Annotated in this window: 23 protein-coding genes; 4 read left to right on the forward strand and 19 right to left on the reverse strand. The window is 32.0% G+C overall.

Annotated features, from left to right (window positions below):
- Nucleotides 1-7 precede the first annotated feature (7 nt).
- The 8 genes from murG to AC38BG_RS06205 form a co-directional block, all read right to left on the reverse strand.
- Nucleotides 8-1117, reverse strand: a complete 1110-nt coding sequence (murG, locus tag AC38BG_RS06170; RefSeq protein WP_489936991.1) for an undecaprenyldiphospho-muramoylpentapeptide beta-N-acetylglucosaminyltransferase — start codon at nucleotides 1115-1117, stop codon at nucleotides 8-10.
- Nucleotides 1114-2490 (reverse strand): UDP-N-acetylmuramoyl-L-alanine--D-glutamate ligase, encoded by a 1377-nt coding sequence (gene murD, locus AC38BG_RS06175; RefSeq protein WP_489936992.1) that lies wholly within the window; start codon nucleotides 2488-2490, stop codon nucleotides 1114-1116. Before murD ends, murG begins: the two co-directional genes overlap by 4 nt.
- A gap of 3 nt (nucleotides 2491-2493) precedes the next feature.
- Complete coding sequence (gene mraY, locus AC38BG_RS06180; protein WP_489936993.1) at nucleotides 2494-3456, reverse strand: phospho-N-acetylmuramoyl-pentapeptide-transferase; 963 nt, start codon at nucleotides 3454-3456, stop codon at nucleotides 2494-2496.
- Nucleotides 3457-3467: 11 nt separating this feature from the next.
- A complete protein-coding gene (locus tag AC38BG_RS06185) occupies nucleotides 3468-5633 on the reverse strand; it encodes a penicillin-binding protein (RefSeq protein ID WP_489936994.1) in 2166 nt (721 codons plus the stop codon).
- Nucleotides 5633-6001, reverse strand: a complete 369-nt coding sequence (gene ftsL / locus AC38BG_RS06190; RefSeq protein ID WP_489936995.1) for a cell division protein FtsL — start codon at nucleotides 5999-6001, stop codon at nucleotides 5633-5635. Before ftsL ends, AC38BG_RS06185 begins: the two co-directional genes overlap by 1 nt.
- A 12-nt stretch (nucleotides 6002-6013) precedes the next feature.
- Nucleotides 6014-6961, reverse strand: a complete 948-nt coding sequence (gene rsmH / locus AC38BG_RS06195) for a 16S rRNA (cytosine(1402)-N(4))-methyltransferase RsmH (protein WP_489937850.1) — start codon at nucleotides 6959-6961, stop codon at nucleotides 6014-6016.
- Nucleotides 6961-7392 (reverse strand): division/cell wall cluster transcriptional repressor MraZ, encoded by a 432-nt coding sequence (gene mraZ, locus AC38BG_RS06200; protein ID WP_489936996.1) that lies wholly within the window; start codon nucleotides 7390-7392, stop codon nucleotides 6961-6963. The genes rsmH and mraZ overlap by 1 nt, the downstream gene beginning before the upstream one ends.
- A gap of 158 nt (nucleotides 7393-7550) precedes the next feature.
- Nucleotides 7551-7883 carry a DUF3397 family protein gene (locus AC38BG_RS06205; RefSeq protein ID WP_489936997.1) on the reverse strand — a complete coding sequence of 111 codons (333 nt, stop codon included), beginning with the start codon at nucleotides 7881-7883 and terminating at the stop codon, nucleotides 7551-7553.
- A 114-nt stretch (nucleotides 7884-7997) separates the two neighbouring features.
- Here AC38BG_RS06205 and AC38BG_RS06210 point away from each other — a divergent pair, with 114 nt between their 5' ends.
- Nucleotides 7998-8105 carry a DUF4044 domain-containing protein gene (locus tag AC38BG_RS06210; protein ID WP_489936998.1) on the forward strand — a complete coding sequence of 36 codons (108 nt, stop codon included), beginning with the start codon at nucleotides 7998-8000 and terminating at the stop codon, nucleotides 8103-8105.
- Nucleotides 8106-8150: 45 nt separating this feature from the next.
- Here the strand turns inward: AC38BG_RS06210 and mreD are convergent, their stop codons facing one another.
- The 11 genes from mreD to ezrA form a co-directional block, all read right to left on the reverse strand.
- Nucleotides 8151-8687, reverse strand: a complete 537-nt coding sequence (gene mreD, locus AC38BG_RS06215) for a rod shape-determining protein MreD (RefSeq protein ID WP_489936999.1) — start codon at nucleotides 8685-8687, stop codon at nucleotides 8151-8153.
- Nucleotides 8687-9541, reverse strand: a complete 855-nt coding sequence (gene mreC, locus AC38BG_RS06220; protein ID WP_489937000.1) for a rod shape-determining protein MreC — start codon at nucleotides 9539-9541, stop codon at nucleotides 8687-8689. Before mreC ends, mreD begins: the two co-directional genes overlap by 1 nt.
- A gap of 44 nt (nucleotides 9542-9585) precedes the next feature.
- The gene (locus tag AC38BG_RS06225; RefSeq protein WP_489937001.1) at nucleotides 9586-10590 is read right to left on the reverse strand and encodes a rod shape-determining protein; all 1005 of its coding nucleotides are present in this window, start codon (nucleotides 10588-10590) and stop codon (nucleotides 9586-9588) included.
- Nucleotides 10591-10687: 97 nt separating this feature from the next.
- Nucleotides 10688-11311, reverse strand: coding sequence for a JAB domain-containing protein (locus AC38BG_RS06230; protein WP_489937002.1), 624 nt, complete (start codon nucleotides 11309-11311; stop codon nucleotides 10688-10690).
- A gap of 34 nt (nucleotides 11312-11345) precedes the next feature.
- Complete coding sequence (locus AC38BG_RS06235; protein WP_489937003.1) at nucleotides 11346-12029, reverse strand: HAD family hydrolase; 684 nt, start codon at nucleotides 12027-12029, stop codon at nucleotides 11346-11348.
- Entirely contained in the window at nucleotides 12026-13282 is a 1257-nt protein-coding gene (locus AC38BG_RS06240; protein WP_489937004.1) for a bifunctional folylpolyglutamate synthase/dihydrofolate synthase, read from the reverse strand. The genes AC38BG_RS06235 and AC38BG_RS06240 overlap by 4 nt, the downstream gene beginning before the upstream one ends.
- A gap of 3 nt (nucleotides 13283-13285) precedes the next feature.
- On the reverse strand, nucleotides 13286-15925 hold the full coding sequence (locus AC38BG_RS06245; RefSeq protein ID WP_489937005.1) for a valine--tRNA ligase: 2640 nt from the start codon (nucleotides 15923-15925) through the stop codon (nucleotides 13286-13288).
- Between the two features lie 280 nt (nucleotides 15926-16205).
- Nucleotides 16206-16913: a pseudouridine synthase gene (locus AC38BG_RS06250; RefSeq protein WP_489937851.1), complete on the reverse strand. Its 708-nt coding sequence runs from the start codon at nucleotides 16911-16913 to the stop codon at nucleotides 16206-16208.
- A gap of 2 nt (nucleotides 16914-16915) precedes the next feature.
- Nucleotides 16916-18133: a tRNA uracil 4-sulfurtransferase ThiI gene (gene thiI, locus AC38BG_RS06255; protein WP_489937006.1), complete on the reverse strand. Its 1218-nt coding sequence runs from the start codon at nucleotides 18131-18133 to the stop codon at nucleotides 16916-16918.
- Nucleotides 18134-18153: 20 nt separating this feature from the next.
- Nucleotides 18154-19308 carry a cysteine desulfurase family protein gene (locus AC38BG_RS06260; RefSeq protein ID WP_489937007.1) on the reverse strand — a complete coding sequence of 385 codons (1155 nt, stop codon included), beginning with the start codon at nucleotides 19306-19308 and terminating at the stop codon, nucleotides 18154-18156.
- Nucleotides 19309-19411: 103 nt separating this feature from the next.
- On the reverse strand, nucleotides 19412-21139 hold the full coding sequence (ezrA, locus tag AC38BG_RS06265; protein WP_489937008.1) for a septation ring formation regulator EzrA: 1728 nt from the start codon (nucleotides 21137-21139) through the stop codon (nucleotides 19412-19414).
- Between the two features lie 284 nt (nucleotides 21140-21423).
- Between ezrA and rpsD the strand changes: the two genes are divergently transcribed.
- The 3 genes from rpsD to AC38BG_RS06280 all read left to right on the forward strand — a co-directional run bounded on the left by rpsD (nucleotide 21424) and on the right by AC38BG_RS06280 (nucleotide 23893).
- Nucleotides 21424-22035 (forward strand): 30S ribosomal protein S4, encoded by a 612-nt coding sequence (rpsD, locus tag AC38BG_RS06270; RefSeq protein ID WP_489937009.1) that lies wholly within the window; start codon nucleotides 21424-21426, stop codon nucleotides 22033-22035.
- Nucleotides 22036-22108: 73 nt separating this feature from the next.
- Nucleotides 22109-22576: a DUF1694 domain-containing protein gene (locus tag AC38BG_RS06275; protein ID WP_489937010.1), complete on the forward strand. Its 468-nt coding sequence runs from the start codon at nucleotides 22109-22111 to the stop codon at nucleotides 22574-22576.
- Between the two features lie 6 nt (nucleotides 22577-22582).
- Nucleotides 22583-23893 (forward strand): replication-associated recombination protein A, encoded by a 1311-nt coding sequence (locus tag AC38BG_RS06280; RefSeq protein ID WP_489937011.1) that lies wholly within the window; start codon nucleotides 22583-22585, stop codon nucleotides 23891-23893.
- Nucleotides 23894-24177: the final 284 nt, after the last annotated feature.

Consider the following 24177-nt stretch of genomic DNA (forward strand, 5'->3'; position numbering starts at 1 on the left):
CTAAACTCTATTTTTGTATTAATTCTTGCATTACCTTGATAACTCTATCTGAAGCATCTGGTACACCTAATTTTTTAGAAGCTTCGCTCATTTTTTTAGCATATTTTTGATCCAACAATATATGATCAATTGATGAAACAAAATTATTAGGATTTAAATCACTTTGCGCAATTACCAGTGCAGCTCCTGCTTTTTCCATGTCTAATGCATTTTTCATCTGATGATTATGAGTAACATTAGGACTTGGAATTAAAATTGCTGGTTCACCTAATGCAGTAAATTCAGCTAAACTTGTAGCTCCAGAGCGAGAAACTACGCAAACCATTTCAGGAAGCAAGGCTGGCATATTATCAATATAAGGTACTATTTTAATATTTTTAGAAATTTTCTGTCCCGCAAGCTCATCTTTAATTTTGCCATAATATAGTTGCCCTGTTGCCCATATGATTTGATATGGTTTTGTTTCCAGTTCTTTTAAAGACTTTATCATGATATTGTTAATTGCTAGAGCACCCCTAGATCCACCAAAGACAAGTACTGTATGCATTTGATCATTCAAGCCCCATTTTTTATGAAGATCTATTTTTTCTTCATGCATGCTCAACACTTGTTGGGAACGAGGATTTCCAGTTTTAACCAATTTTTTCTTTTCAGAAAATTGATTAGCCGCATCATCAAAGGTATAACATATCTTATTTACAAAGTGACCCAAAAATTTATTTGCAACACCAACTACTGAATTGGATTCATGTATTATTGTGGGGATCTTCATTCTAGCGGCTTCATAAACAATCGCACCACTTACATATCCACCAGTACCCAATACAATATCTGGTTTAAATTCAGAAATAATCTTTTTAGCTTGTCTTCTGGCTTTAAAAAACATATCTATTGTTTGAAAATTTTTAAATAAATGCTTCCGATCAAAGCCTTGAATATCTAATGTTTTAAATGGAATTCCTGCAGCTGGAACAATTTTTGATTCTAAGCCTTTATTTGTTCCAACAAATAAAATTTCATCGTTTGTAACTAGTTTTCTTTCTTTTAATCTAGCGATCAATGCCATTATTGGATAGATATGTCCACCAGTCCCACCGCCAGTAAAAATTACTCTCATGCCTTTAGATCCTTTACATAACTTATAAAATAATCTCCACGTTGTTCAAAAGTCTTAAATTGATCCCACGATGCACATGCAGGTGAAAACAACAATATGTCTCCTGGCTTTGCCAATTTAAAAGCTTCTGGAACAGCCTGTTTTAGATTATCAACAATTTTTATATCTTTGATACCCGCTTTGCGAGCACTATCAGCTAATAAATATTTTGTTTCACCATATAGTACTATAGATTTAACATGTTTTTTGAATAAATCAACTAAAGGATCAAAAGTAAATCCTCTATCTAATCCACCAGCAATTAATACTTCAGGTTGACTAAAGGCACTAATTGCTACTTTAGCTGCTTCAATATTAGTAGATTTTGAATCATTATAAATTTTAATATCATTTATTGTTGTTACATATTGCAATCTATGCTTAGCTCCTGCAAAAGTTGACAAAACCACTTGAATATCATCATCTTTTGCACCCATAATTTTACTAATTGCAATTGCTACTAAACAATTTTGTAAATTATGTTTTCCTGGTAGTTTTATATCTGCAATCTTCATGATCTTATCATCTGTTTGGCTTTGAAGGTATTCAGAGCCAATAAAATAATTTGCAGATTTATCTGTTTGACTAAAAGTTATGATCTTAGCCTTGGTGATCTGCTTTTCAGCTTTTAAAATATCTTTTTGATCATAATTTGCAACAAAATAATCATCACTAGTTTGAAATCTAGTTACATTCAATTTAGCTTGAATATAATTTTCCATTGTCTTGTGATAATCAAGATGTGTAGGATAAATATCGACTATTGCTGAAACTTTGGGCTTGATATCAGTTACACCTAATAATTGAAAACTCGAAATCTCAACTACTAAAATATCATCTTTAGTTGCTTTAGTAACAACCTCTGAAATTGGTACTCCAATATTTCCCACTGCATAGGCATGATGACCATTTTTTTGCAAATGATGATCTAAGATTTTTTGAGTTAACATTACTGTAGTAGTTTTACCATTAGAACCAGTAACACAAACATATGGTGCATCACTTACTTTTAACGCAACTTCAGGTTCTGTTATAATTGGCACTTTTTTCTCTAAAGCTTTTTTTACCATTGGATTTTCATAAGGAATACCAGGGTTTTTTACCAAAAAATCAAAATGTTCCTGATCAAACAATTCAACAGGATGGTGGTCACCAATTACTCGCACGCCTAATTTTTTTAACTCTTGTGCATGTGCATTATCAGATAAATCTTGTTTATCATTTAAAGTTAACTTTGCACCTAATTGTAATAATAACTTACTAACTGCATATCCACTTTTACCTAGCCCTAAAACTAAAATGTTTTTATTCTTATAATCGTCTATTCTCTTCATTTATTATCTCCAAATTAAAAGATATATTATGCTACCTGCTAATCCCACTAACCAAAAAATAATATCTACTTTCCATTCAGACCATCCTAACATTTCAAAATGATGATGTATAGGGGTCATTTTGAAAATTCTTTTACCTGTTAATTGGAATGATGCAACTTGCAACATTACACTTAAAGTTTCTAATACAAAAACGATTCCAATTAATAGTAAAGACCAGGGATGATGTAAGAATATACTTACAGCTGCTAATCCGCCACCTAAGGCTAGAGAGCCAGCATCACCCATGAAGATTTTAGCTGGTTTATGATTGAAAATAAAGAAAATTAATAATCCACCAATAACAGCCATTATGAAAGTTAATGTTGCGAAATTATTTTGTTCATATGCAATATAACCATATGTTGCATATGCAATTATAGAAAGTCCTGTAGCTAAACCATCTAATCCATCAGATAAATTAACGGCATTTGAAAAACCGACTAACCAAAAAATGACGAAAATAGTAAAAATCGCAACATTAGTAATATTTCCAAGAAATGGTAAATATAGCGTAAAGACAAATTTATCACCAGCAGCAATTACAACTAATAATACCGCAACAATTATTTGTAATAACAGTTTTTGCCATGCTCTTAATCCCAAGTTTCTTTTTTTAGCTAGTTTTATACCATCATCAACAAAGCCAATTAACCCATAACCTAGTAGTGCAATAACTAAAATCCAAGCAATTTTATTCAAACTGTGTTTCCAAATTAATACACCTATGGTTGAGATTACTGTTGCAATTACAAAAATTGTCCCTCCCATTGTAGGGGTTCCAGATTTTTTTTCATGCCATTTAGGACCCTCACCACGAATTTGTTGTCCTTCATGTTCTTTGCGCATCCATATAATTAACCACGGTAAAAATATTGCCGTGATTACCATACTAGCTACTAATGCAAAAATACTATAAAGTTGCATATTATCTCCTTTTACTTTGTGTTAATTTTTAGTTGCTGTCCAGCTTTTACTTTTTTACCTGCAGAGATGTTTTGAGAAGAAACTTTTTGATCGCCTGCGGCATTTGTATCTACTGTTATATTCGTTAAAGTCGCAAATTGTCTAACATCATTTACTGTCCAACCATTAAAATCAGGATATGTGATTTCACCTGAAGTTAATGCAAATATTTTTGAATTAGGCATCACTTTTTGATTATTTAAAGGCAACTGATTAACAATTGTACTACCAGAACCCAATTTAACAAATTGCAATGCCGCTTCACGTGATAAGCTTTCAGCTTTTGAAATATTAGTTCCAATTAATTGTGGAACTTGAACTGGCTCATCACTAATACTTGCTGAAGATTTTTCATTAAGCATAATTCTATTCATCAATGGTTTAAAAATTGATGCAAGAATTGTTTCTGCGGGAGCACTCATTTTTCTAGGTTGTTTCATCGTCAGATAAATACAATATTTTGGATTATTTGCTGGTGTCAATCCTACTACTGAAAAAATATAGTTACTATCACCAGTTAAATACCCACCATGTGGTCCAGCAATCTGTGCGGTACCAGTTTTCACAGCAATACTTTTACCTGGCATTTTGTATGCAACACCAGTACCATATTGTGCATTTACAACTTCTTGCATATTTTGCAAAACAATTTTTGCGGTATTACTGTCATATACTGGTTGTCCCACTTTAACAGGTTTATATTTATAAATTGTTTTTCCAGTTGGACTAGTAATTCTATCAACTAGTTGAGGCTTTAACATTTGCCCATTATTTGCTAAAGAACTATATACTTGCATCATTTGCATGACATTAACATTGACACCCTGTCCAAATGATGTAACTGCCTGATCCAATGGTGATTTAAATGCTATCATTCCCGCTTGTTCACCAGGTAATGTAATCCCTGTTTTTTGCCCAATATGAAATCTATCTAAATAAGTTTTCCAAACTTTAGGCCCCATTTTTTGTTCTAAATAAGTCATCCCAACATTACTTGATCTAGGAAAAGCTTGTGAAAAAGGAATTGATCCCCATCCAGATACATTCCAGTCATGAATTGCAGATCCACTCACAGTAACTGACCCAGATCTGTAATAACCATTTGGATTATAGTTTCCACTATTTGCAGCAGCAGATAATGATAATATTTTAAAAACTGACCCTGGTTCATAAGTATCTTGAACCAAGATATCACGGTATGAATTGCTTAATCCTTTTTTAGTTTCTGGATCAAAAGTTGGTCTTTGTGAAGCAGCAAGGATTTTCCCATTTTGGACATTTTCAACTACCGCTGTTAAATCGACAGGATTATATTTACCTTGTACTTGATCCATCAAATTTTCTAAATATGTTTGCAATTGTGAATCTAATGTTAAATAAATATTATTTCCATCCTTAGCTGGAATATATGTATGATTGCCACCAGGTAATTGATAATTAGAAGCATCAACTAAACTTTCTTTATACCCATCTTTACCAGCTAATTGCTTATTAAAGTAAGCTTCAATTCCCATCATTCCAACGAGAGATTCAACATTAGTTTTTTTGTCATATTCAGGCATTGCTAAGCCAACAGTATGAGAGGCAAAAGTACCATTAGGGTACAATCTAGAAGGAGTTTCAATAAACTTGATACCAGGTAATTTCATTGCATCAATTTTCTTTTTTTGTTCTAGTGAAATATTGCTTCCTTTGCTACCAAACTGTACCTGAAATGCTTTATGAGCTGGGTTCAAGTATTTGTATATTTGGCTAGCAGACATTGGTAGAACTGTAGCTAATTTATCAGCTGTCATCTGCTTATCTACAACATATTCAGGCTTATTTTTATAATTAATTGAAGTTTTATCTAAAATAGCAAATATTGTATAAACATGTGAATCTTCAGCGATTGTTAATCCATGACGATCATAAATTGTCCCTCTAGTTGCCTTCAACACCTCATTGCGTTGATACAACTGCTTGGTTCGCTGAGATATATTTTCGCCTTGAATTTTTGGAGATATGCTTAAATAAAAAAGTCTTATTATAAAGAAAATAAAAACCAGTCCTACGACTAATTGGAGTGTTCTCCCCACTTTAAAGCGGTAGCCATGGGCTTTGGTTTTTAATTGTCTCAAATTATTAAATTTTTTCATTAACGGATTGTCCTAATATTATTATCGTGTAATGTTAATCCTTGCTCTTTTGCAATTCGGTTCATTCTTGCACTGGATGTTAATTGACCAATCTCTTGTCGAAGATTAGTTGTTTGATTCTGCTCCTTAACAACTTTTTGTTGAGTAGTTGCAAGTTGATGTTGAGCAGAAGTTTGAGAAACACTCACTGACACAATGAACATGATCAAAAGCAAAGTTATACTAGCACCTATAGCAATTAAAATCTTTTCAAAACGTGTATAAGGAACATGTTTCGGATCTAATACTATCTTTTTAGGAGTTGATGTATCATTATCTATTCTTCTTTTAGGTTCTAAATTTAAACTTCTTGCTGAACTGTCAGCCATTATTGTTTCCTCTTATATCTTCTGTGCAACACGTAATTTTGCACTGTGTGAGCGATTATTATTATCTAATTCTAGTTTTGATGGAGTAATAGGCTTATGATTAATGAGCTTTAATATTGGCCTCATATCATCAGGTATTATTGGCATCCCTCTTGGAATTTGTACTTGAGAATATTTTTGAAAAATATGTTTTACGATTTTGTCTTCATGTGATTGAAATGTGATTACACTTATTCGACCCCCTGGTCTTAATAAGTTAATTGCTTCTTCAATTGAAGCTTGTAATACATCTAATTCATGATTAACTTCAACTCTAATTGCTTGAAATGTTTTTTTTGCAGGGTGCCCTCCAGTCCGTCTAGCAAACGCTGGAATTGCTTCCTTAATGATTTCAACCAATTCAAAAGTTGTAGTTATAGGCTTATCACGACGTTTTTGAACTATTTTCTTAGCTATCTGCCTAGAAAACTTTTCGTCACCATATTTATAAAGTATATTCGCTAGTTCATTTTGGGAATACATGTTGACTACTTGATATGCATCCAAGTCTTGGCTTTGATCCATCCTCATATCTAATCTTGCATCAAACCTATATGAAAATCCTCGACTTGCTTGATCAAATTGTGGAGAAGATACACCTAAATCATAATAGATTCCATCAATTCCATCATTGAAACCTAGCTTAACTAGTTCATTTTCCAAATGACTAAAATTATCATGAACCATAATCAATTTAGGCTCGCTATTCTTCTTTAAAAAATCAGCAAAATTTAATTTTGCCGCTTTAATAGCATATTCATCTTGATCAAATCCAATCAAAGTTCCATTAGTTAATTTGCTCAGTAGATACTTTGCATGACCTCCACCACCAAAAGTCGCATCAACATAAAGTCCATTACTTTGAATATTTAAATTATCTATAGTTTCGTGTAAGAGAACACTGGTATGCTTGAATTTCATCATATTTCTATATCATCCAAGTCTTCAGCAATATCATCATAGTTTTCATTAGCTTCATCAGAAAAATCATCCCATCTTGTTTTTGACCAAATTTCAATTCGGTTAGAGACACCGACGATCACACATTCTTTTGATAAAGCAGCATGTAATTTTAAAGTAGTGGTCAACGTTACACGCCCTTGTTTATCAAACTCTGTTTCCATTGCTCCAGAATAAAATAATCTCGTAAATTTACGAGCACTTCTCTTAGTGAGAGGAAGTTGGGACATTTTAGACTCAATTTTTTGCCATTCATCAATTGGATAGCCAAAAATGCAGCCTTCCATACCACGAGTAAATACCACTTTATTACCTATTTGGTCACGAAATTTTGCAGGTATAATTAATCTGCCTTTTGTATCCAAATTATGATGATATTCACCCATGAACATGGTCTATTCCTCCTTCCGACTATTAATTTACCACAATTCCCCACTTTCTACCACAACGTTTCACAAATAATTTATTTTTTTGGAAAAACATTATTTTTGCTAAGAAAAAAAGCCTACTTTTACAAAAAAGTAAGCACTTTAATTTTACGTAAAAATTGTTATCCAATAATCATTAAAACAACTAAGCCTAAGTACCATATGACTGAACTTATCGCTAAACAATCCCAGATACTTCTCATTGCAATTCCAAAGGAAAGATTTTTGTTTTTATATGCACTTTGAATATTTATAATCATAATTAATGCAAAGAAAAAAATGAATCCATAAGGTAGAAATGAAGGCTTATGTTTCAAATTAGTGATCAATTGGCAAGCATATATTAAGAAAAATGGAATTATATCATAACCGCGAAATTTTGCCTTAGGAAATAAGAAGTTCAATATTGCAGCTAATGCCAATCCAATTACAGGTAAAACAAAAATTTTTAGCATTCAATTTCTTCCTTTCTTTATTAGCTATTGTAAACTTCTTATCAACTATTGAATAGTCTAAATTGAAAAAATCTCTTTACTCAGCTAAAATACAGAAATAGGAGGACTTAATTTATGAAAAAAAAGTCTAAATTTCAAAAATTAACTATATTTATGGCGGTACTAATGGCAATTATTACACTATTTGGTGTAGTAGCGGCATTGATTCCATACATTATGTAATTGCACAAAAAAGGCGTAGCTTTAACCAGCTATGCTTTTTTGTGATTATTTATATGCGTCTAAGTTAACTAAGAAAGGATATTTTTGTGCAATCCAATACCATAGTGGATATGTAATTATCGTAAATAAAAGGCACCATAATGCATTAGCTAACAAACTGATAAACAAACTAGATGATGAAATAGTTATGACATTTACCGCATTCATTATTAACCAAACATATATATTTAACAAAATATATAAGATAATAGTTACAATTAATCTAACCCAAAATAGTTCAGGTAAATATCGAGCTATTTTTTGGCTAAGCCAACATAATATAGGAAAACCTACAGTATATATACCAAAAAATCCTATATAATACATGTCAGCGATAATACCCATTGCTAAAGCAAGCCATATTTCATTTATATTTGTATCATCAATTAAGCCTATCATAATTATTGCAATTGTAAGTAACCAACAGCTAGATTTAAATGTTCCATGAGAAAGTAATGGATGAATAGTAGCACTTAATGACCCATCAACTAATAAAGTAATAAACAAAGCTATTGCCATTGCCCATTTTTTAAAAACGGTCATTAATTTTCTACCTTTCTTTCTATAACTGAGACTATTGATGGATTATTTAAATTACCTGCTGGCGTGATTTCAATTAAATCAGACAACCCAAATGTATCCTTAGTTGTTTGAGCTACAGTACCTATCAATAATCCTTTAGGTGAACGTCCACCCATTCCACTAGTATATACACGTGTGCCTTTTTTTAGCTTTTTGCTGTCAACCACTTGTGTAAATGCGAGTCCATTAGTGTTGTTATTTACAGTAATAATACCGTGAACTTTATCTCCACCTTTAGCATCTGCTTGAACTGCAAATCTATTAGCTGATTGATCAGTCGTAGTAATCAATTCAACTTTGGCAGAAGTTCGACTTACTTGTAATACTCTACCTATTACTCCACCTTCACACATTACAGCCATATTTTTTGCAATCCCAGAGTTAGATCCTTTATCGATAACTAGTAAATCAGACCAAGTATCTGGAGCTCGTGAAATTACACTTGCATTAACAATATTATAAGTAGTAAGAGTGTTTTGCAATTTAGCCGCTGACTTTAATTGCTTATTTTCACTTTCTAAACTAGAATTTTTCGCCTTTGTTTGAGCAAGATCATCAACTTGCTTTTTTAAATAATTATTTTCATTTTCAGCATTAGTTAAATCACTTATATTATTAACTCCATCAGCCATTAATCTAAAAGGCCAATCTACTGCTCGACTTGCCCAAGACACAATATCATTACCCATTACAGTAATAAATGATGGCGTATTTTTTCTATTTCTGAGCGAAACGGATCCACCAATTAACAATAAAAATAGGAATACTGAACCTATAACAGTTAATAATCTTTTATTCTGTAGAAATTTTTTCATTAGCTATCTCCAAAAATAAAGAACCGGTCTTTAACCGGTTCTGATTATTTACGTCCTCGACGCATTACTTCAATATTTTTCAGAGATTCTCCGGTACCAATAGCAACACAATCAAGTGGATCTTGAGCGATAAATACAGGAACTTTAGTTGCATCGGAAACTACCTCAGGTAAATTCTTTAGTAATGCTCCTCCACCAGTTAAAACAATTCCATGATCGATAACATCTGCAGCAATTTCAGGTGAAGTTTCTTCTAAAGTTTCTTTAATTGCCACAATAATATCTTGAACAACCTCTTGAATGGATTTTGCAACATCAACTGCTTGTACTTCAATAGATTTTGGCAATCCAGTAACCAAATCACGCCCTCTAATGTTCATTGATTCAATTTCTTTAGCTTTTTCAATTGATGCACTACCAATTTGAATTTTAATATTTTCAGCAGTTCTTTCACCAATTAACAAGTTAAAGTTTTGATGGATATAATTTGCTATCGCACTATTAAACTGATCTCCAGCTTGTCTAGTAGAGCGTGATGATACAATCCCACCTAATGAAATTGTTGCAACATCTGTAGTTCCCCCACCAATATCAACAACCATAGATCCAGTTGGATCCATTACTGGAAGTCCTGCACCAATAGCTGCAGCAAATGGTTCTTCAATAACATATGCTTCTCGAGCTCCTGCAACACGTGCTGCATCTATAACAGCTCTTTTTTCAACTTCAGTTACTCCTGATGGAACGCAAATCATGACAGCAGGTTTTGAATTACCTACAGTTTTTTCCATAAAGTACTTAAGCATTGCTGCTGTAGTATCATAATCTGCTATAACTCCATCTTTCATTGGACGTATTGCTTTAATTGATCCAGGAGTACGTCCTATCATTTCTCGTGCCTCTGAGCCTACAGCAATAATATCTCCAGTTTGAGTATTTTTAGCAACAACAGAAGGTTCTCTTAAAACAATTCCTTTGCCTTCCATATAAACTAATGTATTTGCTGTTCCTAAGTCAATCCCTATATTTTTTGATCCTAATCCAAACACGGATATCTCTCCTTAAATTGTGGTCTGATAAATCTTTGCTTATTATAGCACACAAGTATGTACCAACGCTTTAAATCAAGAAATTTTTAGGAAGCCTTTAAAATATACTAGCTTCTTTAAAACTTAAATACTTTTCACTTCCGATAATCATATTGTCCAAGCACTCTATTCCCATCATTTCACCAGCTTCATCTAGCTGTCTACTAAACTCAATATCTCTCATTGATGGTTCTATATCTCCACTAGGATGATTATGTGCGACAACAAACCTTGATGCGTGATAAACAACTGCCCAATGGAATATATCTCTTGGATGAGCAACCGTTTTATCTAATGTACCTTGAAATACTTTCTTTTCAGCAATGATTTTATTTTTTGTATCTAAATATAAAACTAAAAATTTTTCTTGTTTTATCCCTCTATACTTATTTATTAAATAATTACCAACTTGTTTACTTGATATATACTGATCAATTCTAGACGTATGCACATTTTGCAGACGATCAAGAACTTTTTTAGTTATAATGGTTAATTCATCTGTGCAACTATCACCATTGATATAATCAAATACTTGTGTAAAATCTGTTAATTTTAATTTTTCTAGAGTTGCTAATAATTTTGAAAAATTAGTTATATTTTTAGCAGCTAAGTTATCAGCTAATTCCTGCAACAATTCAAAATCAGTTTTGACTAAATATTGATTGGATTTTTTAAAATACATATATTTGTTCCCCCCCAATATTTAATTACGACTTTTATTGAATATTTTTACTTATAAAATCAAAAAAACTATTAACAATTAATGTAGCATTTTGCCTATCAACTTGTGTGGGTCGCTTCAAATCAGGAACCATCACACATTTAATACCTGCATTTTTTGCTGCCATTACACCAGTTGGTGAATCTTCAAATACTAATAAATTCTTCTTTGGAATCTTTATTTTTTTAGCCGCTAACAAATAAATATCTGGCGCAGGTTTTGCTTTGATATGACCTGCTTGTACATCTGAATAACTCAATATAAAGTCAAAATAAGATTGAATTTTTGTAGCTTGCAAAACTTTATTTATTACTTTTTTATAATTACTTGAAGCAATAGCCATTTTCAAATGATTCTCTTCAAATAATTGCAGAACTTGAATAATTCCTGGTCGTAAATGAACTTTGCCTTGTTCAATCCAGTGCCACACTAAATCATCTGTCCGCTTAATAAATGCATTCCTTTGAGCTGAAGTTTTGAAATATTTAAGATAAAATGCTTGAAATTTGCTAACAGAAACACCAATCAATTTCAAATAACTATCTTCTGGAATATTTAAATGCGCTTCTTTTGCAGCCTGAATATTTGCTAGCCAATATAACTTTTCAGTATTAACTAATAAACCATCCATATCAAAAATTGCACCTGTTATATCGTTATCAATGCCTGCTATTTTCATAATGTATCCTCTTTTTTGGCAGTTAGGATTTTGCTTACAAGATAAAATGAACCTGATATAACAAGAATATCATTTTTATTCATTTTATGCGTGATTTCTTTAAAGGCAGCTATATAGTTATCATAATAAGGGTATTTTTGTCCAATTATCTTTTTAAAGTCATTTTCATCAGCTGCTCGTGGCATACTTAAAGTTGTTAAATAAACATGTTCAGTTTTAAATAAATCTAAAACTTGCTTAATATCTTTATCTTTCATCATTGCGATCAAAAAATAAATCTTATGATGCTTAATCTTCCTAACTTCCCTAAGTAAATTCTGCATAGCTTGAATATTATGTGCTCCATCAGCAATTATCATAGGATTTGTTTGCAATATTTGATAGCGTCCTGGAATCACAGTATGATCAATTGATAATTTTATCATATTGTTAGTTAATTTTATGTTAAGTATTTCTATAGTTTTTATAGCCATTGCAATATCATATGCTTCAACTAATGGTCGATGTGCAAAAGTTAGCATTTTTTGACCATGATAAATTATCTGCTGCTCATTTATCTCAACGCTAAAATCTTTACCTAATTGATATATAGACGCATGCTGTTTGATTGCAACTTCTTTGATTATTGGCTGAATCTTTGCAGGAATATTTCCTAATACAACTGGTGTATGACATTTAATAATACCAGCTTTTTCATAGGCAATATCTGATAGATTAGGGCCAATTATTTTTTCATGATCTAGCCCAACGCTAGTAATTATACTAACTTCAGGAGTAATAACATTTGTTTTGTCATGTCTAGCCCCTATCCCAACTTCAATTACAGCATAGTCTACTTTTTTTTGAGCAAAATAATAAAAACATATAGTTACTTCATATTCAAAAGTTACTAAACTAAATTGCGGATCTTCAATTTTTATTTCATCAATTGCTTGCTCAACTATGTTAGCAATTTTAAGTAATTCGTGATCAGGGATATCATGTCCATTTATTTGGATTCTTTCATTGAACCTTTCAATATATGGGGATACAAAAAGGCCGGTGGTTAGACCTGCCCTTTGCAACAAATTACTCAAATAATATGAAGTAGAGCCTTTACCATTAGTTCCAGTAACATGAATTGTTCTTACTTTATTTTGAGGATCATCTAATTTCGACAAAACTTTCTTAATATAAGTCAAATCATTTTTTTCATGCAGTTTAGGAAGATGATATAGATAATCTACGAACTCAGCTTTATTATTGAATTTCATTGTTTATTTTTGTTTCTCTAATTCAGCAATTCGATCTACGATTGCTTTTAATTGACTTTGATAATCTTCAAGCTTTGCTTTTTCTTTATCAATAACTTGTTGTGGTGCGTTTTTAACAAATCCTTGATTTGATAATTTTTTATTACCACGAGCTACTTCCGATTCCAAGCGTTTCTTTTCTTGTTCCATCTTAGCAATTTCTTGATCTAAATCAACCAATTCAGCCAATGGAACATAAATTTGTGCACCTGGAATAACAGCAGTTTTTGCTAATTTAGGAGCTGCAACTTTAGTATCAACTATTAATTCCTTCGGATGCAAAAAGTTTTCAACAAAATCTTTATTATCAAGTAAAATTTCTTTATTTGCAGCATTATCTAATTGAATTAAAATATCTATTTTAGAGCTCATTGGTGCATTAACCTCCATACGAATATTTCTAACTGCTTTAATTATTTCAATCAAAAACTTCATATTTTGATCAGCAACGTGATCATTAAATTCATCATGAACTGTTGGATATTTCGCAATAACTAAACTTTCACCAATATGTGGCATTGATAACCATAATTTTTCAGTAACAAACGGCATTATTGGATGCAATAAGCGCAAAATTTGATCTAAAATCCAAAGTAAATTATTTTGTTTTTTAGCCTTTAAATCTGCATCATCACCATTTAATGCAACTTTAGTAATTTCAATGTACCAATCACAAAAATCATTCCAAATAAAGTTGTACAAAATTCGTCCAGCTTCACCAAATTGATATTCATCAAATAATCTATTTACTTGACTGACAGTATCATTTAATCTATCAAAAATCCATGAATCAGCTAAATCAAACTCAGAAGCTTTTGGTTTAGTGGCAGGCTTAGCATTATCTGGCAAATTCATAATTACAAAACGACTTGCATTCCAAATCTTATTAATGAAGTTCCAAGCAGCATCCATCTTAGTATAGCTAAAACGAGTGTCTTGCCCAGGAGCAGTACCATTTAACAAAAACCAACGCAATGAGTCTGCGCCATATTTGCCAATAACATCCATTGGGTCAATACCATTACCAAGAGACTTAGACATCTTACGTCCTTGTTCATCACGAATTAATCCATGTAAAACTACATCATTAAATGGTCTCTTACCTGTAAAATGTAAACTTTGGAAAATCATTCTAGATACCCAGAAGAATATTAAATCATAACCGGTAACTAAAGTATTTGTTGGGAAATAGCGCTTATAGTCTGGATCATCAACATTAGGCCACCCTAAAGTAGAAAAAGGCCACAATGCACTAGAAAACCAAGTGTCTAAAACATCTGGATCTTGCTTCCAATTCTCAATATCTTTTGGCGCATGTTCACCAACATAAACTTCACCAGTTTGTTTGTTATACCAAGCTGGAATTCGATGACCCCACCACAATTGACGAGAAATAACCCAATCATGAACATTTTCCATCCATTGTTCAAATGTATGTTCAAATCTTTCTGGAATGAAGTTTACACGATCATTTGTCTTTTGATTTTGCAAGGCTTTTTCAGCCAAAGGCTTCATCTTAACAAACCATTGTGTTGAAAGACGTGGTTCTACTTGTACCCCGCTTCGTTCAGAATGTCCTACAGAGTGAACAATCGGCTCTACTTTAATTAAATAGCCTTGCTTTTTCAAGTCTTCAACTAAGGCTTTACGAGCTTCAAATCGATCCATACCAGCATATTTACCAGCTTCTTGATTCATAGTACCATTATCATTCATAACATTAATTCTCTTCAAGTTATGACGATTACCAACTAAAAAGTCATTTGGATCATGGGCTGGCGTAATTTTTACAAGACCTGTTCCAAATTCAGGATCAACATGTTGGTCTTGAATAATCGGAATATGGCGTCCAACTAATGGCAAAATTAATTCTTTGCCAACCAAAGCCTTATATCTCTTATCACCTAGCGCTACTGCAACAGCAGTGTCGCCAAACATAGTTTCAGGTCTAGTAGTCGCAATTTCTACAAAGCCAGATCCATCAGCAAATGGATATTTAATATGATAAAAAGCACCATTATCATCTTTATGAATAACTTCAATGTCACTTAAAGCGGTTTCCAATTTAGGATCCCAGTTAATGATATATTCATCACGATAAATTAAGCCTTCCTTATATAATTGGACAAATACTTTTCTAACTGCTTTTGATAATCCATCATCTAATGTAAAACGTTCACGATCATAATCAAATGACAATCCCATTTTAGACCATTGACTTTTGATAATATTTGCATATTCATCTTTCCAGTCCCAGACTTGTTGAACAAACTTTTCACGACCCATTTCATGACGGTCTTTACCTTGAGCACGTAATTTTTCTTCAACTTTAGCTTGGGTAGCAATTCCAGCATGATCCATCCCTGGTAAAAATAATGTATCATACCCTTGCATTCTCTTAAATCTAATCAAAGTATCTTGAATTGCTGTATCCCATGCATGACCTAAATGCAACTTTCCAGTTACATTAGGTGGAGGAGTTACAATTGAATATGGTTTAGTAGTTTTATCATTTGAAGGCTTAAATAATCCTTCATCCAACCATTTTTGATATCGACCCTTTTCAACCTCATTAGGGTTATATTTAGGTGCTAAATCTGTCATTATTATTTCCTTCCATAAAAAAAGTCCCAGACTAATTTGTCTAGGACGATTCATTAAACCGCGGTACCACCTAAGTTAAGCACTTGCTTCTCTTATTAGCTGTAACGTAGTCTAACGAAATAATTTACTTATATTGTTCAATTATTTAGCAGCTAAGCTACCAAGTATTCTTTGTGAAATCTTTCAGCTAATGATCTCATCTCTGTAATTAATAAATACTACCTCTTAGCTATTGCTTGTGAATGCATTATATCATGAATTTTATAGATAAGCTATTTTTCTAAATTTTCTTAATTTCAGCTAAGCTCAATTCACGATATTGACCTTGTTTTAAATTTTGATCTAATTTTAAATTTCCCATTTGAATACGATCTAGTTCTAAAACTTTCATATTAACAGTTAAAAACATTCTCTTAACTTGATGATATTTTCCTTCACTAATAGTAATTTTAACAATGCTTTCATTATGAATACCATCCACAAATAAAACTTCTAATTTAGCAGGTTTTAGCTTTGTTTTATCACTCAATACAAGTCCTTGAATAAATTTTTGAACTATAGCAGCAGTTACTATACCCTCAATTCTTGCCATGTAAACTTTATCGACATGTTTTTTAGGTGACAGTAAATCATGATTTAATTGTCCATCATTGGTTAACAACAATAATCCTGTTGTATCTTTATCTAATCTACCAACTGGAGCTAAACCCTTATATCTATCTTTTATATTTAATAAATCTAATACTGTTTTTTGTTTTGAATCTTCAGTTGCACTGATAACACCTTGTGGTTTATTTAATAAAAAGTAATGATATTTTTGATAATTGATTTTTTTACCATCAACTATTACTACATCATCTTCATTTACTTTTTCTTTACCATTATTTACAACTTTGTCATTAACCATGACATCGCCAGCTTTAATTAACTCTTTTACTTGAGATCTTGACCCAAAATTCATATTGGACAAATATTTATCTAATCGCATCATTACAACAAGTCACTATCAAGATTAATAGGATTATCAATAAATTTCTGATCTGTATATATTGGAGTAATTTCAATTCCAGCCATTGCTCTTTGCAATAATCCTTTTACATCAAGCATTTCTTGATATTGACGAGCTTTATCAAGTCTTGGTTTAGTTTTTGGCCTTGGTGGTGCAAAAATAGTACAACAATCTTCAAAAGGCATAATAGACAAATCAAAGGTACCTATTTTTTCAGCCAAAGAAATAATTTCAGTCTTATCCATTGTAGCTACTGGTCTGATAACAGGCGTTGTAGTTACATCATTAATTGCGACCATTGATTCTAATGTTTGAGAAGCAACTTGACCTACAGATTCACCATTAAAAATTGCCAAAGCATTTCTTTTTGCTCTAATTAAATCAGCTAATTGCAACATGAATCTTCTTTGTACAGTCATCAAATAGCCTTCTGGAACTTTTTGCTTAATAGTTTCTTGGATTTCAGCGAACGGAACCGCTATAAAGTTAATTTTACCAGCATATTGGGATAAAATTGAAGTTAATTCTTTTGCCTTTGCCAGTGCTTTTTCAGAGGTATATGGTGGACTGAAAAAATGTACCATTTCAATGTCTACTCCGCGCTTCATTGCAAGATATGAAGCAACAGGTGAATCAATACCCCCAGATAACATCATGATAGCTTTTCCAGCAGTACCTACTGGCATTCCACCAATTCCATGTAATAACTGATTAGAAATATATATTGCATCCTGTCTAACTTCGATTCTTAAAACTAAGTCAGGGTGTTTCATTTCAGCTTTTAAATGATCAATATTCGCAAATAAATAATTTCCAATCATCAAGTTTAATTGATTAGTATCATATTCAAAATTATGATCTGAACGTCTAGTGTTAACTTTAAATGTCATACCTGGTTTAAAAGTTGCCTGCATTATTTCTAAAGCAGTTTTTTTAATAACATCTAAATTTTTTTCTATTCTAATAGTTGGAGAATAAGTTTGAATTCCAAAAACTAATTTTAATCTTTTATCAATTTCTTCAAAAGGTGCACCATTTAATACAATATGCATCCTGTCGTGTTTTGGACGAATTTTTACTTCTGGAAAATCTTTTAATACTCGAGTTACATTTCCAGCTAATCTACCAATAAAATCTTTACGATTTTTACCCTTGGTAGATAACTCACCATAACGAACCATTATTTCAGTATATTTCATTAATTATCTATAATTCCTTCCTATGCTAAATGATTAATTTCAGCAAAGTGTTTATAAATTTTATCAAAAGTTGCAATGAATTGATCAGCTTCATCTAGTGTGTTTTTTTCATCAAAGCTTAGTCTAATTGCACTTGTAGCAATTTTTTCATCAATATGCATTGCATTAAGAGTTCCACTTTCTGAACTCGAGCGTGATGAACATGCGCTTGTAGTAGATACAAAAATATCCTGTTCTTCTAAAGTATGCACTAGTGTTTCTCCACGAATACCTTTTAGCGAAAAACACAAAATATGTGGCGCAAAACCATCACTATCTTGTGAAAAAATTGTTATCCCCGGTTTATCTTGCAAATAATTAATAATTCTGCTTTTTATTACTTTTTGCTTTTCTGCATTATCTGCTTCATTTTCAAGATACAAGCGCAATGCTTTTGCCATACCAGCAATTGCGGGTAAATTTTCAGTACCAGATCGCATCCCTTTTTCTTGGCCACCTCCATCATGCAATGGAGCAATGTAGCGGCCTCTTTTTTTGTATAAAAATCCAATTCCTCTAGGAGCATGAAATTTATGTGCTGAAAAGCTCATTAAATCAACTCTTGGTGAATATACTTTGTCCCAAATTCCCTTTCCAAGAGCTTGAACATTATCAACATGAAAGTGTATAGTTGGATAATTTTCTAAGATTTCACCAATTTTTTCAATAGGTTGGATACTGCCAATTTCGTTATTTACACCCATAATAGAAACTAAAATAGTATCTTTATCCAAAGCATTTTTCAGATCATTAGGATTTATAAATCCTTTATTATTAACAGGCAATACAGTCACTTTATAGCCTAAATTTTCTAATGATCTGACACTATTTGCAACAGCTGCGTGTTCAACACTACTTGTAATAATGTGTTTACCAAATTCACGTTTAGCAATAGCCGTTCCCTTAATTGCCCAATTGTCTGATTCAGTCCCTCCAGAAGTAAAATATATTTCATCTGGATTTACATTAATCAATCGTGCGATTTGTCTTCTAGAAGCTTCTAATAATTGATGAGATTTATCACCTAATTTATGAAGACTAGATGGATTACCCCAAAATTCAGAAACCACTTTATTATATGTTTGCAATGCACCAGGATTTATTTGAGTAGTTGCACTGTTATCAAAATATATCACTATTAAAAACCCCTTTAAAAAACGGCCAAAAGATTTTGGTCGTTAAATGAACGTTTAAATTTTAGCTTAAATTTCAAATTTCAGCAATTTATTATACTCATAATTATCCTTGGTCTTCTGTTTCTTGATGATTTTTTTCTGCATAATAGCTGTTTTCTAATCTCTGATAGCTCCCAGGTTCCACTCGTTCTACCGCGGCTGCGATAGTATCTAGAGCATCTTTATAATTATATGCTTTATTATATAAATCCATAGCAGATCGACGAGCACGTCGTATTTGTTCATCATTAGTATACTTATTAGAATATTGCATTGTTAATTCCATCAAATTTGCAGAATTAATAATTTGATCTGCTTCTTTTTTTAACCTTGCAACATCGTCTGATATTTGGATCATCTCTTCTGATATTTTTTCCATATTAATTCGAACTTGACTTAGCTCATCCGAAGCATGACGGATTTCATTCACTACAAGTGTATACATTTGAACAAATGATTCAGAATTTCCTGGTAAATGACGTCTCTGCAATCTACGATAAATCAATGCAACTTCTTGCTTGAAATGACTAAGTGATTCATTAGCAATGTCTTCTGCTTCGTATAACCCATCTACACTATCAGATAATTGTTTTTGTCTTGCTTCAATATTGTTCAATCTCGCTAATGTACGCAACCATTGATCTTTAATTTCAGAATACACACCTTGTCCTATTTGCATTGCTTGAATATCTTTATCATAGTTTTTCTTCATTGAAGCAACTTCTGATTCAAGTTTTTCGCTTTCTTGTAATTCGCCATGATTTAATTGATAACTTTGGTCAATATGTTCTAATTTTTCAACTATTTGGTGTGATGATTTAGTTAATTTTTGCAATACTTTTGCGACTTTTTCTTGATTTTTTTCAACAAATTTTCTTGCCTTAAATTCCTTTGTCATCACGTCATACAATGAATCTATTTGTTTAGCAATTTGTTGGTTTTTTTGCTCAACTGTTGAAGTATTCAAATTATGCAATGCCGACAAACTTTTATCTATTTCTTCATTGATATTTTTAATTTCTTCAAAGATATCAATTTCTTTAACTGCATAATTATCTTTCAGCATCTGTTTATATGTGCTGGCTAATTCACTTAATTGATCTGGATATACTTGTTTCAATTCATGATGTTCTGCTTTTATTTTTGGCAATTTATCAGTTAAATCTTTAAGAGCAGTTTTTATTTTTGATAATGTTCTTTTTGATTCAACATAATCACCTTGTGCTGATAAGTTTTTAGAAGCTTGAAAATTATCTTCCATTTGAGATAAATTAGTTTCAATCTTATCAATAGCATCACCATATTCAAATGAATTAGCCAAAATTTGTTTTCTTATTTTACGATAATTAGTATTTAAAGTTTCAAATTCAGCTTGATTATCTTTATTAGAGGTCAGTAATTCATTTATGACCTGTCTTGTATCGCTTAGATCTTTAATTAATTGAATAATTTTATTTCCGATAATTGCAATTTCTTTTCTTGCTTTAAACACACTATAGCGTGTATTATCATCTGAAGCCTTAGCAAGTTGGTCTTGCAGTTTAGGAATCTGATGAGTAATAGATTCATATACTTTTTTCCATTTTTTAAATGTTGCCAAACTCTCGCCAGCAAGATCCATTTTTTCAAGTTTAAAAATATCATTTTTTATTTGTAAGTCAGATAAACTATTAATTTGTTTTTCAAAATTACTTAACTGATGTAATTGTTTTCGATTAAAGTAAATCATTAAAGCAACTATTGCCAAAGCAATAATAATTACTATGATAAACACTGATTGCATTGATGACATATTGACCCTCCAATTAAGTTAATTATAGCAGACTATATTAATAAAAATGTATCTATTTGGTTAATTATGTTCCATAATCCTTGCTTTTTTAAAACAATATCCCTATAATTATGTGCGTGTAAAATATTTGCAGCAATAAATCAAAAAGCTCGTCAACATCTTAATACGTCAAGTGAATTAGTAACTATGCTGCAAAGAGTGAAAATTACAAATTGAGATGCACGATTGGAGGATTTATGTCAGATATTTTACTCCATCAATTATATTTTTAATGGAGGATTTTTATGTCAAGATATACAGGACCTAGTTGGAAACGTTCAAGACGTTTAGGAATTTCACTTTCAGGTACAGGTAAGGAATTAAGTCGTCGTAATTATGCACCAGGTCAACATGGACCTAATGCTCGTGGTCGTTTGTCAGAATATGGTACACAATTACACGAAAAGCAAAAATTACGTTGGATGTTTGGATTGAATGAACGTCAATTTAGAAACTTATTTGTTCGCGCAGGTAAAATTCGTGAAGGCGAACATGGTATTAACTTTATGATCTTGCTTGAACGTCGTTTAGACAATATTGTTTATCGCTTAGGATTAGCTACTACAAGAGAACAAGCTAGACAATTAGTTAACCACGGTCACATCATGGTTGATGGTAAGCGTGTTGATATTCCTTCTTATGAAGTTAAAGTTGGTCAAGAAATTAGTTTGAAGGAAAAATCAAAGAACTTACAACAAGTTAAAGACGCTTTGGAAGCAACTACTGGGCGCCCATCATTTGTATCATTTGATGATAATAAGATGACTGGTACTTTAGTTCGTTTCCCAGAACGTGACGAAATGGAACCAGGTATCAATGAAGCTCTAGTTGTTGAATACTACAACAAACTTCTTTAATATTTGCGTTTTCTTTCAAAAAAAGCCTTTCACAATTTTGTGGAAGGCTTTTTATTTATATTAAAGGAATAATATGGTAGAAAATTTAGAAAAAAGAACCGAAAAAGCCGCAAAAGGTATCAACTTAAAAACAAAGCCCGATGAACGCAGAAGATTTTTAGGATCATTGAGAGAACGTACTTATTTAAGAATGACTGTTGAACAAACTGCTAATTTAAAACTACAAAATTTATTTTTATCTCATATGTCAGATTATGTTCCCTACTCTATTTTAATAAATGCAAATATGCCTCAATCAGCATTTATTAATAAAGTAATGTCAGATTGTAGTAAAGATAATATACCTTTTACATTAATTAGTGATCAAACAGCTCAAAATAAACCAGATGCAACTGGAATTTTAGTTGTGTCTGCTACTGCAATTAATCAGCCAAGAATTGAAATTAATCAAGTATATCCACCTTTATTGCCTACAGATAAATTAAATGCACCCACAAAAAAACAACATGGTTTTTGGTATAACTTATTTCACAAGAGGTGATCAATTATGAAACCATTAGCTTATAGAATGAGGCCAAAAAACTTAGATGAAATAGTTGGCCAACAGCATCTTGTTGGTTCTGGAAAAATTATTCGTAGAATGGTTGAAGCAAAACTTTTATCTTCGATGATTTTATATGGTCCACCAGGAATTGGTAAAACTAGTATTGCAAGTGCAATTGCTGGATCAACTAAATATGCGTTTCGTATGTTAAATGCCGCAGTAGATACTAAAAAAGATTTACAACAAGTTGCACTGGAAGGCAAAATGAGTGGTACCGTTATTTTGTTATTAGATGAAATTCATCGCTTAGATAAAACAAAACAAGACTTTCTATTACCCCTACTTGAATCAGGACAAGTAATATTAATTGGTGCAACTACAGAAAATCCATATATCGCAATCTCACCTGCTATTAGATCTCGAACTCAAATTTTTGAATTAAAACCTTTATCTAAATATGATATCGATATTGCAATTAATCGTGCTATCAACGACAAAGAGCAAGGTCTAGGACAATATAATGTTGAATTAACTGACACAGCAAGACAAATGTTAATTGAAAAGGGCAATGGTGACTTACGTGCTACATTAAATAGCTTAGAATTAGCTGTATTATCAACCAAGCAAGAGTTGCTTGATCAAGGTCAAAACACTGATAAGATTCTTATTGATAAAACACAAATGGCAGATTCCATTCAAATGAAAAGCCAAAATTTTGATGCAAATGGTGATGGACATTATGACCTAATCTCAGCCTTGCAAAAATCAATTAGAGGATCTGATACTGATGCTGCTTTACATTATCTAGCACGGTTAATTGAATCAGGGGATTTGATTTCAATTTGTCGTCGCCTAATGGTAATTGCCTATGAAGATATTAGTCTAGCAAATCCCGCTTCTTGTCAACATGCAGTTACTGCTATTATGGCAGCGCAACAATTAGGTCTTCCAGAAGCTCGTATACCTCTCGCCAACGCAGTTATCGAACTTGCATTATCTCCAAAAAGTAACAGCGCGATAACGGCTATTGATCATGCGCTTAATGATGTTAAACATAAACACATCGACAGTATTCCAGATGATTTGAAAGATGCCCACTATAAAGGCGCTAACCGATTAGGTCATGGTAATAACTATATATACCCGCATAATTATTCTGGTGATTGGGTGCCTCAACAATACCTTCCAAGCAATTTAATGGGAACACAATATTTTGATCCAAAAGGTAATTCCAAAATTGAAACTAGCTTAAAAAAGCAATATGAAGTACTACGAAAAATGCAAAAAGATGGATTAAAAAATGCTGATAATTAAGCTATGAAAGCATTTTCTAGTTTGACCTTTTATATTTATTTTGATAATATAATAAGTGATCTGAGTTGATCGAAAAGCACATATACAAAGTTGACCGATCAAACTAACGACGTGGGAGCTTGTAAATAACTACTGAATCGGAATATCGTTAACTCGGGATCCATATTCACTGCGATACAGGCTTAATTCTTGAACATTGCGGGTTCAACAAGCGTCTTATATGCATATCGTGTCAACTCGGATTTTTTTGAAAATTACTAATCGATCCTAAAAGGGTCGATTTT

The sequence above is a fragment of the Lactobacillus sp. M44 genome (assembly GCF_058130005.1).